Here is a 15342-nt window from a genome sequence, read left to right as displayed (position 1 = left end):
AAAATGCCGGATATGGAAAAACTTACTGCGGCTGCTTGCCGATGTAAGCCAGGATGCCGCCGTCAACGTACAGGATGAGGCCGTTGACGAAGTCGGAAGCGGCAGAAGCCAGGAAGACAGCGGGTCCGCCCAGATCCTCAGCCTCGCCCCAGCGGCCTGCGGGGGTCTTGGCGACGATGAAGCTGTCGAAGGGATGACGGCTGCCGTCGGGCTGACGCTCGCGCAGAGGTGCGGTCTGCGGGGTAGCGATGTAGCCGGGTCCGATGCCGTTGCACTGGATGTTGTACTCGCCGTACTCGGAGGCGATGTTCTTGGTCAGCATCTTCAGGCCGCCCTTGGCTGCAGCGTAGGCGGAGACGGTCTCACGGCCCAGCTCGCTCATCATGGAGCAGATGTTGATGATCTTGCCGCCGCCCTGAGCGATCATGTCGGGGATGACAGCCTTGGCGACGATGAACGGAGCGTTCAGGTCAACATCGATGACCTGACGGAACTGAGCAGCGGTCATCTCGGTCATGGGGATGCGCTTGATGATGCCGGCGTTGTTGACCAGAATGTTGATATGGCCGACTTCCTCGGTGATCTTTGCGACCATGGCGTTCACGGCGTCCTCATCGGTGACGTCGCAGACATAGCCGTGAGCCTTGATGCCAGCTTCTTCATAAGCGGCGATGCCCTTATCGACCAGCTCCTGCTTGATGTCGTTGAAGACGATGGTAGCGCCGTTTGCGGCCATTGCCTTGGCGATCGCCATGCCGATGCCGTAAGATGCGCCGGTGATGAGCGCGACCTTGCCGGTCAGGTCAAAGGATTTGGGAGTACACTGTGCCATAATTAAGTCCTCCAATCAGAATTTTGCTTTGCGGGGCGCTGCGCTGCCGGACGATACCTGTAGTCCAACTGCCGCCACGGGAAGCAGCGATTTGGACTGTCCGGCCCTGCACCCTCTTGTATACTAGAGTAGCATTCTTTATTCCGACTGTCAAGGTGTTTTCTTGGCACAATTACTGCAAATTTTTTCTCATTTTGTTGCGTTTTCGTGAAATCGTCATAAAAACGGGTTTTGCAAAGGCCGGGATTGCTGCTTGTTGCACACAATAGCCCTTCAGCCCAGTTTTTTCTTCTGCTGGTGGGCCATGATGGGCATTAAGATCGCCATCGGCATGAACCGCTGGGCCGTCGTCGCCGCCCGCATGAGGGCCGACGGGACGATGATGGTCTTGTGGTGCAGCATCCCCCGCATGGCCTCCTCGACGCACAGCTCCGGGCTGATGCCCCGCAGTGCGAACACCACATCGGCCCGCTCGTTGAACTCGGTGTCCACCGGGCCGGGGCAGAGGGCGCAGACGTAGACCGGGCTGTGCTGCTGGCGCAGTTCTTCGGCCACGCCCCGGGTCAGGCTGACAACGTACGCTTTGGTGGCGTAGTAGCCCGCCATATAGGGTCCGCCCGGCAGCAGCCCGGCGGAGGACGCCACGTTGAGCACGGTGCCGAAGCCCTGCGCCTCCATCTTTTTCACGGCGAACTTGAACAGCTGGTGCATGGCCAGCACATTGACCTTCGCCATGGAGAGCTCTTTCTCGCCGCTGGTCTCAAGAAAGCTGCCGCAGACGCCGAAGCCGGCGTTGTTGATGAAAAGATCGATGCGCTCGTCCGTCAGCGCCTCGCAGAGACGGGTGCACTCGCTCTCCTGCTCCAAATCAGCAGGCAGGATGCGGCAGAAGGTACTGTATTTCGCGGTGAGCTCTGCGGCCAGAGCTTCGAGTCGGTCGGTGCGGCGGGCGGTGAGGATGAGCCGGAAGCCGAGGCGGGCATACCGGCGGGCAAACTCCCGGCCAATGCCGGAAGAAGCTCCGGTTATCCATACAGTTTTGGACATAAATTACTCCTTGTAAAATCCGGAAGCCTTATCGATGGCTTCCAGCTCGTCAGCGGTGAAGGTGGTGTTGTTCAGGGCAGCGGTGGTAGGGCAGGGTGGAGCAGCGTGCAGGAGATGCAGCATACATGGCGGGAAACTTCCTTTCTCTTATTTTACCCCATTGTAGCACGGAAAAACGGCAGAATCCACATAAAAGTGCAGCGCCCCGGCATCTTTGCTGCCGGGGCGCTGTGAGAAAAAAGAAGAAAAGATGAGAAACTCAGATTCAGGCGTCAGCCTTGACGTCGTTCTTGATGCTCCGGGCGGCCAGATAACGGGCCGGCTTCATGAGCAGCACGCAGCCGCCGTTGAAGACCAGAGAGCCGACGATGTACACCCCGAAGAAGAGGGGCAGATTCGCTGCAAAAGCTGCGCTGTCGATGCAGGCGACGGTCAGGTAGGCAAAGCCCACATTGTTCAGCACCTTGGGGGCGTAGGGGTGCAGGATGATGAGGATGAAGAGCACCACGCCCAGCGGCAGCAGCAGGCCCAGCATCCCGCCCAGAACAGGCGTCAGCGCACCGATGGCCAGCATCGCCAGCACCGTGAGCACCATGCCCACGAGGCCGCCCAGCTCCACGCTGATAAAGCGGTCTTTGATGTCGCCCTCCATCGTAAAGAGCATGATGTTGCTCAAAAAGATGAGCCAGCTGTACTCAAACTCGATGGCGTGGAAAAAGGCGTTGGCGATCAGGATCCACGCTACCATCATCAGGCGGAAGTAGAGCAGGAAACGCTTGGTCACAGTTTCGTTCATGAAAAAAACTCACTTTCCAGAAGCTGCTTTCATAAGCGGGGTGCAATGCTTGTGAAAACGGCTTCTTAGCTTCGGCCTGCAAAAGCGGCTGGCCGGTCGTTTTTGTGTCGGATGAGGTTATTATACCCTGTCTGAAAGCAAAAGGCAATATTTGCTTGCTGATATATGCAATAAAAACTTGCCGAGTTTCAAAAAACAGCTTCGTCTTGTTGTCCGGCATGGTTTGGAGTATAATAAAACCGTAAAAGAAAAACACCCTTTTCAAGGAGGAGATAAAACATGAACAAACCGGTCCTGGTGGTCATGGCTGCCGGCATGGGCAGCCGCTACGGCGGCATGAAGCAGATCGATCCGGTGGGTCCCTGCGGTCAGGTCATCGTGGATTATTCCCTGTACGACGCCCGCCGCGCAGGCTTCGAGACGGTCATCTTCGTCATCAAGCACGAGATCGAAGAGGCTTTCAAAGCCGCCATCGGCGACCGCGTGTCCAGGGTGATGGACGTGAAGTACGCCTTCCAGCAGCTGGACGAGCTGCCCGAGGGCTACACCATCCCCGAGGGCCGCGTGAAGCCCTGGGGTACCTGCCACGCGGTGCTGGCCGCAAAACCCTACATCCACGGCCCCTTCGCCGTCATCAATGCCGACGACTACTACGGCCCCGAGGCGTTCAAGGTCATCTACGATCACCTCTCCACTCACACCGACGGCGAGGTCTACGACTACTGTATGGTGAGCTACCTGCTCAAGAACACCGTTTCCGAAAATGGCAGCGTCGCCCGCGGCGTCTGCGCCCTCAACGAGGACAGCACCCTCCACAGCGTCACCGAGCGCACCCGCATCGAGACCTATGAGGGCGGCATCCACTACACCGAGGACGGCGGCGAGAGCTGGACGGACCTGCCCGGCGAGACGCCCGTGAGCATGAACCTCTGGGGCTTCGGCGAGAGCTTCGTGAAGGAAGCCGACCGACGTTTTGCCCGCTGGCTGGACGAGAATCTGGAAAAGAACCCGCTCAAGTGCGAGTATTTCCTGCCGCTGGTGGTCAGTGAGCTCATCGGCGAAAAGAAAGCCGCCGTCAAGGTGCTGCGCAGCACCGATAAGTGGTATGGCGTCACCTACCGCGAGGATAAGCCCGTGGTGGTGGAAGCCATCGCCAAAAAGACGGCCGACGGCCTTTACCCGGAAGATCTCTGGGCTTGAGCTGCATAAAAAATACGGCTGGGACAGCGTCCCAGCCGTATTTTTTTATCTTTACTGGATGCCGAATCCGTTGAAGGAGTCGGGATATTCGTCCTCGAGCTGCTCGAGCAGGCTGCTGAGGGAGCGGTTGTTCTGACCGTGCTTCAGCTTGGGGTAGGCGCGGAGCATACGGCCCTTGCCCAGCAGATGGGTGCCGCGGCGGGTGTGGGCCTGCATGACCTGCGCACGGGCGGCCAGCTCTTCCTTGAGCTGTTCCAGCTGCAGGAATGCGGTGGTCTGCTCGGCCTTGCCCTGCGCGGCCAGCTTGACGGCCTTGGCCGCTTCGGCGGCGTTGAGGCGGGCAGTCTGGGAGGCGCGGCGTGCGGCCTCCATGGCCTCGTCGGCGCGGGCGCGCATGGTGGAAGCGGCCTCACGGGGCGACAGCTTGTCGTAGCTGTCCCGGGCCTCGGCGGCGGCCAGCTTGAGCTGCAGGCGGCTCTCGTCCATCTTCTGGTCCATGTCCAGCGCGGTGGTGCCAAGGAGCTCGGTCATGGCGTCGCTGACAGCATGCATACTGTCGGCCACCTTCTCGAGAGCGTCCAGCTCCCGGGCGAGGTCGGAGGCGGCGATGGCGGTAGCCACCACGTCGGCGGCATACACCGCGTAGAGCAGACACATCAGCACAAAGCCCACCAGCGGCGGAATGATGTTCACCAGCGCGGCAATGGTGGGATGGATGACCTTGACCATCACCATGGCCCCCAAGCCCCACATCAGCGAGAACTCAAGACAGACATAGCCGCCGATGTTGAAGGGCTTGTCGGTGTAGTCCCACCACCGGGTGCGGTAGAGCTTATACAGCGCCCATCCGCCCACCAGCTCCAAGGCACTGGGCAGGATGACGCCGCCGAGATACAGCAGCAACAGGTCATCTTCCAGCGGTGTGAGGCAGAAGAGCACCAGGATCATGCCGAAGCCGTAGATAGGGCAGACCGGGCCGTTCAGGAAGCCCCGGTTCACCAGCTGGCCGGTGGTGGCGGCGGCATACACCACCTCGACGCACCAGCCCAGACAGGAGTAGATGAGGAAAAACGCAAGGATATGATAAAGCGAGAAACCGCAGACTGTCGTATTGAGAAAAAACGACAAGGGGACACCTCCAGTCAGTTCTGTTTGCGGACGATCTTATATTCATCGCCCGGCTCAAAGTAAGGGCAGGCCGAAGTGGTATGGGAGAGATAGCGGGCCATCTCGTCCTCATCCAGTGCGCCGCCCTCGGCGCAGTACCAGCTGCCATATTCGTCCTGCTGGTTGTTCAGGCAGTATTCACAAGGGTCAGACATTGCCTTCACCCTCGGCCTTGGCCGAAGCTTCGGCCTCCGCCTGCGCGGCCAGCTTCTTGAGCACCTTCGGCTCCACCCAGGTCACGGAGTCGTCGCCGGCCTTCTTGCGGGCGATGAGGGCCTTGATCTTAATGCCCATCTCGGTGAACATCCCCTCATGCTCGGTGCGGATGTTCCACTCCGGCTCGTTCTCGTGGAGGTCGTAAGTCTGCCAGACGATGTCGTAGCCGGAAGCGGGGAAGTAGGTCAGGCTGTCGCGGAACAGGTCATCGTCGTCGGTCTTGAAGTAGATCTCGCCGCCGTCCTTGAGGAAATCGCGGTACTGGATGAGCTGGCGGGGGTAGGTGAGGCGGTGCTTGTTGGAGGAAGCGTTCTTGCTCCACGGGTTGCAGAAGTTGATGTAGATGCGGCTGACGGTGTCCTCCGGGGTGATGACGCCCTTGATGCGCTCGATGTCGGTGCTCATGATCTTGACATTGTCGATGGGGCGGCCTGCCTCGGCGTAAGCGGCTTCGATCTTGCGCTTTGCGAGGATGAGCACCTTGTCGGTGATGTCGATGCCCAGATAGTTATTCTCGGGGTGGGCAGAGGCCAGCTGGGAGATGAAGCCGCCCTTGCCGCAGCCCAGCTCCAGCACGAAAGGCTGCTCCGGGCGGGCATACTGGCTGTGCCACTTGCCGCCCCAGATAAGGGGCTCGTGGACGTGGAAATCGGCGGCCATCAGTTCGTCGTGGGCGTAGGGCTTGAAACGCATTCTCATAAGATAGTATTCTCCTTGTGACGTGAAAAGTTTGTACTTACAGATCTTTCTTCAAAAATTCCTCCACCTGCTCCGGCGTGGCGGCGCAGCTGCCCTGGCAGATACCGGGCTTGCCGCCGCCGCGTCCGTTCAGGGCGGCGTTGAGGGCTTTGGTCAGGGCGCGGACGTCGCCGCCGGAGCGCGCGATGCAGTAGCCGGTGCCCTTCTCGCTGGGCGTCAGAGCGGCGCAGAGACCGGTGGTGGCCTCGCTCAACCGTGCGGCCAGACGGTGCAGACCGTCCGGGTCGAGGCCGGGAACGGTGCGGATGGCCGTCTCGTCGGGGCCAAGCTGTGCGGCCAGTGCGTCGAAGAGCTGACTGCACAGGCCGAAGTGGGCAAATTTCAGGGCCGTGTACTCGTCGTACACCCGGTGGACCGCCACGGCGGTCTGGTCGGCCTTGGCCGAGAGCAGTGCGCCGATGTCGGCCTGACGGCTCCGCATGGCCTGCGCTTCCCGCAGGGCGCGTCCGCCGCAGACGACGCTGAGCCGGACACCGCCCTTGTAGTTCTCAGAGGTGAGGATCTTGATCTGTCCCACCTGTCCGGTGGCGGCGGTGTGGGTGCCGCAGCAGGCGCAGACGTCCGCGCCCGGGATGGTCACGATGCGCACCTGCCCGGCGATCTCTTTTTTGCTGCGGTAGGTCAGCGCCGCCAGCTCTTCGGGGGTGGGGTAGGTGATGAGCACCGGCACATTCTCCCAGATGATGCGGTTGGCGGCAAGCTCTGCCTTCCGCAGGCCCTCGGCGGAGATAGGGACGCTGGTGTCCATCCGCACGGCGTCGGAGCCGATATGGAAGCCCACGTTCTCCGCCCCGAACATCTGGTGCAGGATGCCGGAGAGGATGTGCTCGCCGGTGTGTTGCTGCATCTTGTCGAAGCGCCACTCCCAGTCGATGGTGCCGGTGACGGCGGCACCGGGCTGTGCGGTCTCGGGCAGGGCATCCACCGTGTGCCAGATGATGCCGTTCGTCTCGTGGACGTCGGTGACATGGAGCACCGTGCCGTCGGCGAGGGTCAGCGTGCCTCTGTCGGCGGGCTGACCGCCCCCTTCGGGGTAGAACACCGTGCCGTCCAGCGCGATGCGCCCGCCGCCCGTTTTTGCGTCCGCCTCTGCGGCCAGGATGACCCCGGCGGCAGTCTTGCGGAAGGCGTCGTTCTCAAAATATTTTTCCGTGCGCTGCATGGCACGATACCTCCTGCAATAAAAACGATATTATCCCACTATAAAACTAAGTATACCACGTTTTTTGCCTGTGGAAAATAGTCTTCGCTTATGTTATGATAGGAAACAGCAGAAACCCAAACGGAATATAAAGCGAGGAAGGTATCATCATGCGTGAAAGTGGAATCCTGATGCCGGTGTCCAGCCTGCCCGGCCCCTATGGTATTGGCTGCTTTGGCGCCGAAGCGCTCAAGTTCGTGGATTTTCTGGCCGCTGCGGGCCAGCACATCTGGCAGCTGCTGCCCCTCAGCCCCACCGGCTACGGCGACAGCCCCTACCAGAGCTGCTCTGCCTTTGCGGGCAACCCCTACTTCATCGACCTCGACGCTCTCAAGGCCGACGGCCTGCTGACCGCCGCCCAGCTCAAGGCGGAAAAGTGGGGCGATGACCCGCTTTCGGTGGACTACGGTACTCTCTACACCAGCCGCTATAAAGTGCTGCGCACCGCCTACGCCGCATGGCGCGAGAAGTACGCCGGCCTCCACGGCTGCGCCCACTACTACCCCGACGACTACTACGCTTTCGCCCTTGCCAACGACAGCTGGCTGAATGATTACGCCCTCTACATGGCCCTCAAGACCGCCAACGGCATGAAGAGCTGGACTGAGTGGCCCCGGGAGTACCGCCTGCGGGACGCTGCCGCGCTGGCAAAGTTCGCAGCAGAGCAGGAAGAGGAGATCGGCTTCTGGAAGTTCCTGCAGTACGAGTTTGCCACCCAGTGGAAAAAGGTCAAGGACTACGCCAACAAAAAGGGCGTGAAAATTCTGGGCGACATCCCGATCTACGTCTCTGCCGACTCGGTGGATGCATGGGTGGGCGGCGAGCTCTTCGAGCTGGACGCGCAGGGAGGCTTTGCCCGCGTGGCCGGCTGTCCGCCGGATTATTTCTCCGCAGACGGCCAGCTCTGGGGCAACCCGTTGTATAACTGGCCGTATCATAAACAGACGGGATACGCCTGGTGGATCCGGCGCGTCCGCCACGCCCTCGGCATCTACGACCTGCTCCGCATCGACCACTTCCGCGGCTTCGACACCTACTGGGCCATCCCGGCGGGCAGCTCTACCGCCTGCACCGGCAAGTGGGAGATCGGCCCCCGGATGGACTTGTTCCGCGCACTGGAAGCTGCCCTCGGTAAGCTGCCCATCATCGCGGAAGATCTGGGCGAGCTGTTCCCCAGCGTCCGCGAGCTTCTGGCCGACAGCACCTTCCCGGGCATGAAAGTTTTGCAGTTCGCTTTCGGCGGCGGCGACAACGAGTATCTGCCCCACAACCACGTCAAGAACAGCGTGGTCTACCCGGGTACCCACGACAACACCACCCTCACCGACTGGTGGGAGAACGCCGCCACCGGAAAGGAGAAGGCCAACGCCGCCGCTTATCTCCACCTGACCCCCTGCAAGCCCACCGCGAAGGAAGTGGCCGCCGTCAAGCCGGACGCTGCCCGCATCGCGCTGCTGCGTGCGGCCCTCGGCTCTGTGGCTGACCGGGCCATCATCCCCATGTCCGACTGGCTGGGTCTGGGCGCAGAAGCCCATCTGAACACCCCCGGCAAGCTGGGCGGCAACTGGACCTGGCGTGCCGCAGAGGGCTTCGACGCAGAGCCTCTGGCCAGCCGTATCCAGGCCGAGTGCGAGGTCTACTGCCGCGCCAAGGAGCCGGTCGAAAAAGAGGCAAAAACCTCAATTTGACGGAAATGTAAAAAATCTTTTTGAAAATTGTGCGTTTTGCTGGTAAGCGCCCCGCCGTCGTGGTATAATCGCATGAGAGGCAGTCAGGGATAAGAACCTGTTTTCACAGCGATACACTGGCCATGAAAACAGGCTCGACTGTGAAAAGGCAGAGCACCGGGAAGGAAGACCCGGTGTATAAAATGGGGAAAAACGCATGAAAAATGAATGGACTGAGCAGGACTTGCGGCAATTCGTCGAAAGTTCGCGGCCTGTGTTTCAGGATGTGAGCCTGACGCAGGTGGACGAGGACGCCGACCGCTGCTGGCAGGACGACGGCCTGATGGTGGACTACGAGCTGCGCGGCGGTCAGGTGGACTGTGTGCTGCGCCGCTGTGTCGTGGCCGACGGCAAGGTGTGGCAGCTGCAGATGACGGCCCCTCTGGCAGGCAATGACCTGCCCGAAGACCGGATGACCCCGCGGGAACGGGAGATGTGCCGCGACGACATGAACCACGACTTTGTGACGGGGGTGTTCAACCGCCGCTACTACGAGACGGAATTCTGCACGAAACTCGATGAATGGACCGACTGCCACCGCTGTGCGGCGCTGGCGCTGGTGTCCATCGACGGCGCAGAGAAGCTTTCCGCGCGGGAGAGCGACGCCGTCATGGGGCAGCTGGTCTGCTTTGTGGCAAACCAGTGGAAAAAGCACTTCGACCAGCCTGCTGAGCGGGTGGTCTGCCGCCTGAGCGACACCCTGTTCGCCATCGGCTGCGCCGACCGCACCCGCCGTGAGCTGGAAGAGGAGCTGAAAGCCATCTATGCCGAGATGCCCAAGGAGTGTGTGGCCTCGGTGGGCCTGATGCGCCGGGTGCCGTTCACCCAGTCCATCGGCGTGGCCGGCACCCGCGAGGTGCGCTGCAAGAACTGGGATGCCCTCTATGACCTGTGCGAGAAGCGGCTGGCCGCTGCACAGGCCGCAGGCGGCGACCGCATCTACGACGGCGAATAATGCATAAGAGTCCCCCTTTTGAGAGAAACTACCCTCAAAAGGGGGACTTTTGTATGGAAAACCAGAAAAACGACAATCTCAATATGCTGGAAGCCATCGTGCAGAACACCGAGATGGGGAAGAACACCCTCGATCAGCTCGTGCCGATGGCGGAGGATGAGCAGTTCAAGGCAGAGCTTCTGCGCCAGCGCAATATCTACCGCCAGCTCAATCAGGAGGCCCACGCCGCCATCGACGCCTGCGGCGGCTCGGCCCAGGGCCAGAGCGCCATGGCGAAGCTCAACACCAAGGTGAGCATCGGCATGAAGACCATCACCGACAAATCCACCCGCAACCTCGCCGAGATGCTCACCCAGGGCAGCGGCATGGGCGTGGTGGACTGCATCAAATCCCAGAAGGACTACCCGGACGCCGCGCCGGGGTCGAAGAGGCTGATGCAGAAGCTGCAGGATTTTGAGGAGGATAACAGGCTGAAGCTGGAGCAGTATCTGTAACGGGAATAAGTTCTCTTTTGCGTGCCAAAAGAGAACCAGAAAAGCACCAGCGATTTCGACGCGCTGGATCCACGAGAAAGGGGCTGCTCGCCCCTTTCAGACCCCAAAGGGGTTGTCGAAACGGAAAAAAGCTAGCCGCTGCGCTTAACGCTTTTTTCTCGTTTCTCCGATTTGCTGCTTCGCACCAGATTTTAGATGCTGCAATAGAAAAAGCTCCTGCCCGGATGAGGCAGGAGCTTTTCGCAGCTAAAATTAGAGAGATTCTACCATCGCGGCGACGATCTTGGTCGCGGTGGCGACGTACTCGGTGATGCTGAACTTTTTGACCACCAGCACCTCATGGCCGTCCTCGTCGGCGTTATCGCTCATGGCGCGGAGGATGACGCAGGGCACATCGTTCTTGGCGGCGATCTGACTCACGGCCGCACCTTCCATCTCCACGCAGTCGGGGGCGCATTTGGCCTCGATGGCGGCTTTGGTGGCGCTGTCGCCCACGAACATATCGCCGGTGGCGATCTTGCCTGCCAGAGCCTTGACGCCTGCGTCGGCGCAGGCTTTCTCGGCGGCGGCGATAAGGGCCGGGTCGCCGGTGTACTCCTTCAGGAAAGGCGGATTCTGGCAGATCATATCCAGCTGGGCGTCGTGGTAAAGCACCGTCTTGCCGATGACTACGTCACCGATGCCGATCTTGCTGGTCATGTTGCCTGCGATGCCGGAGAAGATGATCTTCTCAGCACCAAACCTGGTGATGAGCACCTGGGTGGTGGCGGCGGCGTTGGCCTTGCCCATGCCTGCACAGCAGACGACCACCTGCTTGCCGGCCAGCGTACCCTTATGATACTCCACACCGCCGTAGGGCTCGACCGTGACATTTTCCAGCCTGGCGCAGAGCTGGTCCACTTCGTCGGGCATTGCGCCCATGATACCGATAATCATAATTTTAATCCTTTTCTGCTTTGGCTCCCCTTTCTAGGGGAGCTGTCGAGCGGTAGCGAGACTGAGAGGTTGTTCCTCTGTTTTACACATTGAACAGGAACTCGATGACATCGCCGTCCTTCACGACGTACTCCTTGCCCTCGGTGCGCTGCAGGCCCTTGGCCTTGACGGCAGCGTAATCGAAATCGTGAGCCTCGAGGTCGCTGTAGGCGATGACGCTGGCGCGGATGAAGCCGCGCTCAAAGTCGCTGTGGATCTTGCCGGCAGCCTGCGGAGCCTTGGTACCCTTGCGGATGGTCCAGGCGCGGCACTCCTTCTTGCCGTCGGTCAGGAAGGAGATGAGGCCCAGCAGGTCGTAGCTGGCGGTGATGAGGTTGTCGAGGCCGCTTGCCTCGATGCCCATCTCGGCGAGGAAGGCTTTCTTTTCCTCGGGGCTGTAGTCGGCGATGTCCTCCTCGGTCTTGGCGCAGATGGGGATGTAGCGTGCGCCCTCTTCCTTAGCGCGTGCAGCCACCAGCGGGACGTACTTGTTGTTCTCGATGCCCTCCATCAGGTCGTCCTCGCCCACATTGCAGGCATAAAGGACGGGCTTTGCGCTCAGCAGGCCCATCTCGTGGAGCACGGTCTGCTGTTCGGCGTCGTTCTCGTCGAAGTCGAAGCTGCGGGCGGGCTTGCCGGATTCCAGATGGGCGGCCAGCTGCTGCAGCCATGCGGCCTCGGCGGCAGCACCCTTGTTGTTGCCGCTCTTTGCGGCCTTGGCCATGCGGCCTGCGCGGTTCTGGACGACCTCGAGGTCGGAGAGGATGAGCTCGTAGTCGATGGCGTCGATGTCGGCGATGGGGTCCACGGCCTCGGCCTTGGTCACGTCCTCCACGACATGGATGATGTTGTCGTCGTCGAAGCAGCGCACGACATGGACGATGGCGTCGCACTCGCGGATGTGGCCGAGGAACTTGTTGCCGAGGCCGGCACCCTGACTTGCGCCCTTGACGAGGCCGGCGATGTCCACGAACTCCACGATGGCGGGGGTCTTCTTGTTGGTCTGCCAGATCTCAGCCAGCTTATCCAGCCGCTTGTCCGGCACGGCCACGATGCCGCTGTTGGGCTCGATGGTGCAGAAGGGGTAGTTTGCAGCCTCCGCGTTCTTGGTGGAGGTGATGGCGTTGAACAGAGTGGACTTGCCGACGTTGGGCAGGCCGACGATACCTAATTTCATATAAAATACGCTCCTTCACGTTATGGTAGACATAATAATACATCTACCATTATACGCGAAGGAGCGTATGAGTGCAAGTATCAATCCTTCAGTTTGCTTAGATAACGGTAGATGGTCGCTTCCGAAGAGCCCAGCTGTGCCGCTACCTCGCTGACCGCGCCCTTCATGTAGAAGATGCCCGCCTGCTGCAGGTCGTCCACGATGCGGATCTTCTCGTCCATGGTCAGCCGATCCGGGGGCAGGCCGGCGGTGCCGGTCACGTCGGTGATGGCAGCCTGCACCGCGTCGGGCAGGCTGCTGACGAAGTTTTCGACGCCCAGCGTGGGGCCGGGCTCCTGATGGGCCCCGCAGAGCGACAGAAGCTCCTGCGCCATCCGGCTGTACTTGGCGGCGTCAAAGTTGATGCAGAGCATCCCGATGAGCTCGCTGCCGTCCTTGATGAACATGGTGGAGGAGCGCAGCCGCCCCCTGGCCTGCGACGCGCCCTGATAGCCTGCCACATAGGGCTGCTTTTCGTAGACTTTGCCGTGGATGAACCGCAGGGCCATGTTGGACAGCGGTGCGCCCTCGGTGCGGCCGCTGATGTTGTTGTTCACGATGGCTGCGATGGTGCCTTCCTCGCTGGTCAGGTCGTGCAGCACCACTTCATAGTCCGGCCCCAGCGCCTCGCCCAGAAACGAAACGAGTGTCCGGTAGGGTTCCAGCCGTGCATCCATGTATGTCACCACTTTCCACGTTGTTTCATGAGGGAAATGATGAGAATTTATTCTCATCCTGCTGCCTATATCATATCACGTTCGTGTGTTGTTGACAATGAAAAATGGAAAACTCAATGCATTTTCGTGAAAGTGCTTCAAAATATCCGCGGAATTTGTCACAAGTGATAATAATTTCTCATCGAGAGAGAAAATTGTTGACTTTTGCCGCCCACCGCGTTAGGATAGGGTCAGGACAAGGGGCATCAAGGCAAGCGATGCCCCTGCAATTCGGAATCGGAAAAGGAGAGAGAATTATGAAACAGGCACTCGCCACTGCACAGGCGCCCGCCGCCATCGGGCCGTATTCGCAGGGCATCGCAGCAGGCCAGACGGTCTACGTCTCCGGCCAGCTCCCCATCGACCCCGCCACCGGGGCCATCCCCGAGGGCATCGCGGTCCAGACCGCACAGTCCCTCAAGAACATCCAGGGCATCCTTGCCGAGCAGGGCATGACTCTGGCCGATGTGGTCAAGACTACGGTCTTTCTGGCCGACATGAACGACTTTGCTGAGATGAACAAAGTCTACGGCGAATACTTCGCCCAGCCCTTCCCCGCACGGAGCGCCGTGCAGGTGGCGAAACTGCCGAAAGGCGCACCGCTGGAGATCGAATGCATCGCCGTGAAGTAACAGAGCATCCTATAAGAGAAAGAGACGGTGCAACACTATGGAACAGAACATGTTCATTCGCATCCTGAACAGTGAGATGGAGCTGGCTACCGGCTGCACCGAGCCGGGCGCTGTGGCGCTGACTGCCGCCGAGGCGGGTCAGGCCCTGCGGAAGGCCGGTGTGGACAAGGCCGAAGAGATCACGGTCAACGCCAGCATCAACATCATCAAGAACGCCATGTCGGCGGGCATCCCCGGCACCGATTACGAGGGCATGGACTATGCCGCCGCCATTGGTGCGCTGGGCGGCGACCCGGTCTATCTGCTGGAAGTCATGAACCACGTCCCCCGCGAGACGGTGGAAGCTGCCGCTGCGCTGGTCAAGGCCGGCAAGGTCAAGGTGAATGTGGCCCAGGTGCCGCAGAAGCTTTACATCGAGGTCATTGCCAAGGGCGGCGGCCATACGGGCCGTGCCATCGTCCGCGACCTGCACACCAACGTCGTGCTGGTGGAGCAGGACGGTGTAGCCACCCTCGACAAGCGGGACACGGACACTGCCGCCGCAGGCGACAGCGATGTGGTCTCCCCGGAGCAGATCGCGTCCTTCCTGACCGTCCGCTCCATCTGGGACTACTGCACCAAAGAGCTCGACCCGATGAACGACCCCATCGACATCATCCGCAGTGCCGTGAAGGTAAACTCCGTCATCAGCAATGAGGGCCTCTCGAAGGAGTACGGCCTCGCCATCGGCCGCAACCTCGACCTCAACTGCCGCAAGGGCCTCATGACCCGCGATCTGACCACCAACTCCATGATAGCCGCCGCTGCGGGCGCAGATGCCCGTATGGCAGGCGCTCCGGTGTCGGTGGTGGCAAACTCCGGCAGCGGCAATCAGGGCATCACTGCGACGATGCCCGTCGTGGCTGCTGCCCACTGGCTGGACATCGACGAGCCCACCATGCTGCGTGCCGTCACCCTGTCGAACCTCATCGCCATCCGCATCAAGTCGAAGTTTGGCCGTCTGAGCAACCTGTGCGGCGCCACCGTCGCCGGCACCGGCGCGGCCTGCGGCATTACATACCTGCTGGGCGGCGGCTACCATGAGATCTGCTGCGCTATCCAGAACATGGTGGGCAATGTCACCGGCATGGTGTGCGACGGCGCAAAGGCCGACTGCGCCCTGAAAATTTCCACCTGCGTCAATGCCGCCTGTCAGGCAGCGGCCATGGGTACCCGCGGCGTCCGCGTCCAGAGCACCGACGGCATCGTGGAAGAGAACGTGGAGCGCACGCTGGACAACTTCGCCATCCTCAGCACCCACGGCACCAGCGACAGCGTCATCCTCGACCTGATGCTCAACAAAGAACATGCTCCGGACGCCGAATAAGCGTCCTCGCAACACCCTGGCAAGCCTGCATCCGCATCCTGCA

16 protein-coding genes are annotated in these 15342 nt (G+C 60.7%); 6 read left to right on the top strand and 10 right to left on the bottom strand.

Annotated elements, in window-relative coordinates:
- Window positions 1-22 precede the first annotated feature (22 nt).
- From F3G95_RS04670 to F3G95_RS04660, 3 genes are all read right to left on the bottom strand, one after another.
- A complete protein-coding gene (locus F3G95_RS04670) occupies window positions 23-832 on the bottom strand; it encodes a gluconate 5-dehydrogenase (protein ID WP_149794032.1) in 810 nt (269 codons plus the stop codon).
- A 273-nt stretch (window positions 833-1105) separates the two neighbouring features.
- Window positions 1106-1879: an SDR family oxidoreductase gene (locus F3G95_RS04665; protein ID WP_149794031.1), complete on the bottom strand. Its 774-nt coding sequence runs from the start codon at window positions 1877-1879 to the stop codon at window positions 1106-1108.
- A 265-nt stretch (window positions 1880-2144) separates the two neighbouring features.
- The gene (locus F3G95_RS04660; RefSeq protein ID WP_149794030.1) at window positions 2145-2675 is read right to left on the bottom strand and encodes a hypothetical protein; all 531 of its coding nucleotides are present in this window, start codon (window positions 2673-2675) and stop codon (window positions 2145-2147) included.
- A gap of 279 nt (window positions 2676-2954) precedes the next feature.
- Here F3G95_RS04660 and F3G95_RS04655 point away from each other — a divergent pair, with 279 nt between their 5' ends.
- On the top strand, window positions 2955-3875 hold the full coding sequence (locus F3G95_RS04655) for a sugar phosphate nucleotidyltransferase (RefSeq protein WP_149794029.1): 921 nt from the start codon (window positions 2955-2957) through the stop codon (window positions 3873-3875).
- Between the two features lie 51 nt (window positions 3876-3926).
- Here F3G95_RS04655 and F3G95_RS04650 read toward each other — a convergent pair whose 3' ends face one another.
- The 4 genes from F3G95_RS04650 to F3G95_RS04635 are packed head-to-tail and all read right to left on the bottom strand — an operon-like array spanning window position 3927 to window position 7179.
- Complete coding sequence (locus F3G95_RS04650) at window positions 3927-5003, bottom strand: putative ABC transporter permease (protein ID WP_149794028.1); 1077 nt, start codon at window positions 5001-5003, stop codon at window positions 3927-3929.
- 14 nt (window positions 5004-5017) lie between these two features.
- A complete protein-coding gene (locus F3G95_RS04645; protein ID WP_015564550.1) occupies window positions 5018-5197 on the bottom strand; it encodes a DUF6472 family protein in 180 nt (59 codons plus the stop codon).
- Entirely contained in the window at window positions 5190-5957 is a 768-nt protein-coding gene (trmB, locus tag F3G95_RS04640; RefSeq protein WP_149794027.1) for a tRNA (guanosine(46)-N7)-methyltransferase TrmB, read from the bottom strand. Before trmB ends, F3G95_RS04645 begins: the two co-directional genes overlap by 8 nt.
- A 37-nt stretch (window positions 5958-5994) precedes the next feature.
- Entirely contained in the window at window positions 5995-7179 is a 1185-nt protein-coding gene (locus F3G95_RS04635; protein WP_149794026.1) for an alanine--tRNA ligase-related protein, read from the bottom strand.
- Window positions 7180-7328: 149 nt separating this feature from the next.
- On the opposite strand from F3G95_RS04635, the gene malQ reads away from it, so the two are divergent.
- The 3 genes from malQ (at window position 7329) to F3G95_RS04620 (ending at window position 10394) form a co-directional block, all read left to right on the top strand.
- The gene (gene malQ / locus F3G95_RS04630) at window positions 7329-8906 is read left to right on the top strand and encodes a 4-alpha-glucanotransferase (protein WP_149794025.1); all 1578 of its coding nucleotides are present in this window, start codon (window positions 7329-7331) and stop codon (window positions 8904-8906) included.
- A gap of 196 nt (window positions 8907-9102) precedes the next feature.
- Entirely contained in the window at window positions 9103-9900 is a 798-nt protein-coding gene (locus F3G95_RS04625; protein WP_149794024.1) for a GGDEF domain-containing protein, read from the top strand.
- 53 nt (window positions 9901-9953) lie between these two features.
- Window positions 9954-10394, top strand: a complete 441-nt coding sequence (locus tag F3G95_RS04620) for a hypothetical protein (protein ID WP_015564545.1) — start codon at window positions 9954-9956, stop codon at window positions 10392-10394.
- 252 nt (window positions 10395-10646) lie between these two features.
- Here F3G95_RS04620 and F3G95_RS04615 read toward each other — a convergent pair whose 3' ends face one another.
- The 3 genes from F3G95_RS04615 to F3G95_RS04605 form a co-directional block, all read right to left on the bottom strand.
- Window positions 10647-11330 (bottom strand): 5'-methylthioadenosine/adenosylhomocysteine nucleosidase, encoded by a 684-nt coding sequence (locus F3G95_RS04615; RefSeq protein ID WP_149794023.1) that lies wholly within the window; start codon window positions 11328-11330, stop codon window positions 10647-10649.
- Window positions 11331-11412: 82 nt separating this feature from the next.
- Window positions 11413-12546 carry a redox-regulated ATPase YchF gene (gene ychF, locus F3G95_RS04610; RefSeq protein WP_015564543.1) on the bottom strand — a complete coding sequence of 378 codons (1134 nt, stop codon included), beginning with the start codon at window positions 12544-12546 and terminating at the stop codon, window positions 11413-11415.
- An 80-nt stretch (window positions 12547-12626) separates the two neighbouring features.
- On the bottom strand, window positions 12627-13262 hold the full coding sequence (locus F3G95_RS04605) for a PAS domain-containing protein (protein WP_149794057.1): 636 nt from the start codon (window positions 13260-13262) through the stop codon (window positions 12627-12629).
- Window positions 13263-13558: 296 nt separating this feature from the next.
- Between F3G95_RS04605 and F3G95_RS04600 the strand changes: the two genes are divergently transcribed.
- Together F3G95_RS04600 and F3G95_RS04595 are read left to right on the top strand one after the other, a co-directional pair.
- Entirely contained in the window at window positions 13559-13933 is a 375-nt protein-coding gene (locus F3G95_RS04600; protein WP_149794022.1) for a RidA family protein, read from the top strand.
- 37 nt (window positions 13934-13970) lie between these two features.
- Window positions 13971-15299: an L-serine ammonia-lyase, iron-sulfur-dependent, subunit alpha gene (locus F3G95_RS04595; protein ID WP_149794021.1), complete on the top strand. Its 1329-nt coding sequence runs from the start codon at window positions 13971-13973 to the stop codon at window positions 15297-15299.
- The last annotated feature ends 43 nt before the right edge of the window (window positions 15300-15342 follow it).

Origin of the sequence: Faecalibacterium sp. Marseille-P9312, from assembly GCF_902497445.1 — a bacterium.
Taxonomy (GTDB): Bacteria; Bacillota; Clostridia; order Oscillospirales; family Ruminococcaceae; genus Faecalibacterium; species Faecalibacterium longum.
This window is presented reverse-complemented; position numbering and strand designations above follow the sequence as displayed.

What these genes read in the sequence shown, in the direction of transcription:
- F3G95_RS04670 (WP_149794032.1), bottom strand. Translation starts at nt 832, where the DNA reads ATGGCACAGTGTACTCCCAAATCCTTTGACCTGACCGGCAAGGTCGCG.
- F3G95_RS04665 (WP_149794031.1), bottom strand. Translation starts at nt 1,879, where the DNA reads ATGTCCAAAACTGTATGGATAACCGGAGCTTCTTCCGGCATTGGCCGG.
- F3G95_RS04660 (WP_149794030.1), bottom strand. Translation starts at nt 2,675, where the DNA reads ATGAACGAAACTGTGACCAAGCGTTTCCTGCTCTACTTCCGCCTGATG.
- F3G95_RS04655 (WP_149794029.1), top strand. Translation starts at nt 2,955, where the DNA reads ATGAACAAACCGGTCCTGGTGGTCATGGCTGCCGGCATGGGCAGCCGC.
- F3G95_RS04645 (WP_015564550.1), bottom strand. Translation starts at nt 5,197, where the DNA reads ATGTCTGACCCTTGTGAATACTGCCTGAACAACCAGCAGGACGAATAT.
- trmB (WP_149794027.1), bottom strand. Translation starts at nt 5,957, where the DNA reads ATGAGAATGCGTTTCAAGCCCTACGCCCACGACGAACTGATGGCCGCC.
- F3G95_RS04635 (WP_149794026.1), bottom strand. Translation starts at nt 7,179, where the DNA reads ATGCAGCGCACGGAAAAATATTTTGAGAACGACGCCTTCCGCAAGACT.
- malQ (WP_149794025.1), top strand. Translation starts at nt 7,329, where the DNA reads ATGCGTGAAAGTGGAATCCTGATGCCGGTGTCCAGCCTGCCCGGCCCC.
- F3G95_RS04625 (WP_149794024.1), top strand. Translation starts at nt 9,103, where the DNA reads ATGAAAAATGAATGGACTGAGCAGGACTTGCGGCAATTCGTCGAAAGT.
- F3G95_RS04620 (WP_015564545.1), top strand. Translation starts at nt 9,954, where the DNA reads ATGGAAAACCAGAAAAACGACAATCTCAATATGCTGGAAGCCATCGTG.
- F3G95_RS04615 (WP_149794023.1), bottom strand. Translation starts at nt 11,330, where the DNA reads ATGATTATCGGTATCATGGGCGCAATGCCCGACGAAGTGGACCAGCTC.
- ychF (WP_015564543.1), bottom strand. Translation starts at nt 12,546, where the DNA reads ATGAAATTAGGTATCGTCGGCCTGCCCAACGTCGGCAAGTCCACTCTG.
- F3G95_RS04605 (WP_149794057.1), bottom strand. Translation starts at nt 13,262, where the DNA reads ATGGATGCACGGCTGGAACCCTACCGGACACTCGTTTCGTTTCTGGGC.
- F3G95_RS04600 (WP_149794022.1), top strand. Translation starts at nt 13,559, where the DNA reads ATGAAACAGGCACTCGCCACTGCACAGGCGCCCGCCGCCATCGGGCCG.
- F3G95_RS04595 (WP_149794021.1), top strand. Translation starts at nt 13,971, where the DNA reads ATGGAACAGAACATGTTCATTCGCATCCTGAACAGTGAGATGGAGCTG.